The 2,410-nt window shown below is 51.8% G+C and carries 2 protein-coding genes and 1 pseudogene; 2 read left to right on the top strand and 1 reads right to left on the bottom strand.

Going from position 1 to position 2,410, the window contains the following annotated elements; all coding sequences use genetic code 11:
* Nucleotides 1-776 (bottom strand): M1 family aminopeptidase (locus tag ACRBCU_RS10355; RefSeq protein WP_431365306.1); only part of this gene is annotated, 776 nt, incomplete at its 3' end.
* Nucleotides 777-1,074: 298 nt separating this feature from the next.
* Between ACRBCU_RS10355 and ACRBCU_RS10350 the strand changes: the two genes are divergently transcribed.
* On the top strand, nucleotides 1,075-2,058 hold the full coding sequence (locus ACRBCU_RS10350; RefSeq protein ID WP_431365305.1) for a Hint domain-containing protein: 984 nt from the start codon (nucleotides 1,075-1,077) through the stop codon (nucleotides 2,056-2,058).
* Between the two features lie 115 nt (nucleotides 2,059-2,173).
* Nucleotides 2,174-2,410 (top strand): annotated as a pseudogene (locus tag ACRBCU_RS10345) (malate synthase G); the annotation flags it as partial.

The raw sequence follows: 2,410 nt of genomic DNA, 5'->3' as shown, positions 1-2,410 counted from the left end.
TTGTTTTCCATCGCGCCCATGTTGAAATCATCGACCGCAACGATGTTAAAGATGTCCAGATCGTATTCGCGACCATAGACATCCTCGTCCCATTTCATCGATTTTTTCAGCGCTTCCATACCAAAGGCGCATTTGTCCTCATCGCCTTTGCGCACGTAGATATTCAGCTCCACATCTTTGCCAGACATGGTTGTGAAGCGATCAGGATGGGCGATCAACTCGCCTGCAACCAGCGCAAAGAGATAGGCGGGTTTGGGCCAAGGATCGTGCCATTCTGCGAAATGCTCGCCAGAAGCCCCAGGGTTGCCGTTTGAGAGTAGCACAGGATGCGGGCCCTCAACGCGCACGGTGAAGATACTCATCACATCGGGGCGGTCTGGGTAATAGGTGATCTTGCGAAACCCCTCGGCCTCACATTGCGTGCAATACATGCCGCTGGACATATAAAGCCCTTCAAGCGCGGTATTGGTTTCAGGGCTGATTTCAACCTCGGCTTCGAAGGTGAATGCACCTTCGGGCACTGCGGCTGTCAGGCCGGTCTCGGAGATATCTGGGGTGATCGCTTTGCCGTTGATCTTGGCCCATTTCAAATCAAGCTGCTCACCATGCAAAAAGAAGGTCTTGTCGGTGGCATCTGGGTTCGGAGCAAAACGGATGCGGGAAATGACCCGCGTTGATGTCGGTGCAAGTTTGAACGTTAGATGCACATCCTGAACGATATAGCCGAATGCTGTGTAGTCTTTGAGGTAGATAGTCTGAGGGGCGGCGTCGCGCATGGAAAGCTCCTATTTGTTATCGTGCAAGGTAGCGAGATGCGCAGCAGGGGCAAGCGCACATTGCGCGCGCGAAATTTTGTAAGGCGCGGATGCCCCGCACGCGGCTACTGCTTTGCGCCGAGCATTTAAGGCAATGCACACGCTTAAGGCTAAGCCGTCGACAAATTGGAAATGATCGAAGCGATTTCACACGATTGTTGAGGATTTACGGGATTGTGACCCATTTCGAACACATTTATTCTGTAAACGCTTTATTTAGTAAAGTTGTTCTCGTTTAGTTTTCTGGTGGAGGCGCGGTATGCCTTTTTTATATGTTTACTCTCCATCGGACTTTGTCGGTGGCTTGCCGGACGAGGCAGGCGCTGCCGCAGCTGGAACGGCTCCTTTCACGCTTCAATTGGTGCCGGGCGCAACGGGCACTCGGATCGAAGTCTCCGACGATGATATCATCTTTGATGAAGTTGACGGCTCGCAGGTGTTGGATGCGGCTGTTACTTTGGATGGCACGCCTTATGCGGCAGGCACCTCGATCAATACGGCCTATGATCTGATCAATACCGGCACTGGTCACAAGGTGACGTCGTTTCACTTTGGTGGGGACGGATACCAGCAAGGGGCGGTTGATGGAATTGCCTCAACAGTCCCGCTGGTGGCAGGCAGCAGCTATACATTCAACACCGAACGCACGTCGCACACTCAACCGAACGCGTATGACGATTATGTTGCTTGTTTTGCGGAGGGCACGAAAATCCAAACAAGTTTTGGATCGTTTGCGATTGAAGATATCAGAGCAGGTGACAGCGTCGTCACTTTGGAGAATGGCCTGCAAGACGTACTTTGGGTCGGAAAAAGCACCGTGCGGGGGCATGGTAAACTTGCGCCCGTTTGCTTTGCGCCCGAAGCAGTTGGCAATTCTGAAGAACTTCTTTTGTCGCCGAACCATCGGGTTCAGATCGGCAACCCGATCGTTCAACTTTACTTTGGCTCTGAAGCGGCATTGGTCGCAGCCAAGTCACTGGTGAATGGCACAACCATCACCCGGCGCATGGTCGATGAAATTACCTACTACCATATATTAACAGCACAGCATGATATCGTCTTTGCCAACGGTGCTCCGGCGGAAACACTGTTTTTAGGCAGCTCAAGTCAGCCAGCGCTTAGTGATGAAGCGATAGAAGAAATAAGCACTTTGTTCCCAGAGCTTTTTGAAGAACAGGTCGATAAATCTGCGGCCTTTCCCTGCCTGCGCGCGTATGAAGCGAAGCTGCTGCAAGCACTCTAAGCACAACGATCGTAGTCTTTGGATTTTCCGAAGGGTCTTTCAAACACGCAATTTGTTGTTGCGCGGTGCCATGTGCCGTAGGTCTTTGCATAGGGATATGTGAGCGGAGGAAGACATGGTTCAGCGGATTGAAAAGCACGGGCTTCAAGTTGATCAGGTTCTGGTGGATTTCATCGAACACAGCGCTTTGGAAGGAACTGGTGTCAGCTCAGATGCCTTTTGGGCAGGGCTTTCGCAGCTTGCTCACGATTTGGGCCCGAAAAATCGCGCACTTTTAGCGGTCCGTGAGGATATTCAAAGCAAGCTGGATGCATGGCATCGCGACAATAAAAAAGGCGGCTATTCCCAAGAC

This window comes from Planktotalea sp., assembly GCF_050633725.1.
GTDB lineage: Bacteria > Pseudomonadota > Alphaproteobacteria > Rhodobacterales > Rhodobacteraceae > Planktotalea.
Note: the sequence above shows the minus strand (reverse complement) of the source record. Positions and strands in the feature narration are given on the sequence as shown.

Bases quoted from the DNA above. Each gene is read 5' to 3' on its own strand.
- ACRBCU_RS10350 (WP_431365305.1), top strand. From the start codon at position 1,075: ATGCCTTTTTTATATGTTTACTCTCCATCGGACTTTGTCGGTGGCTTG.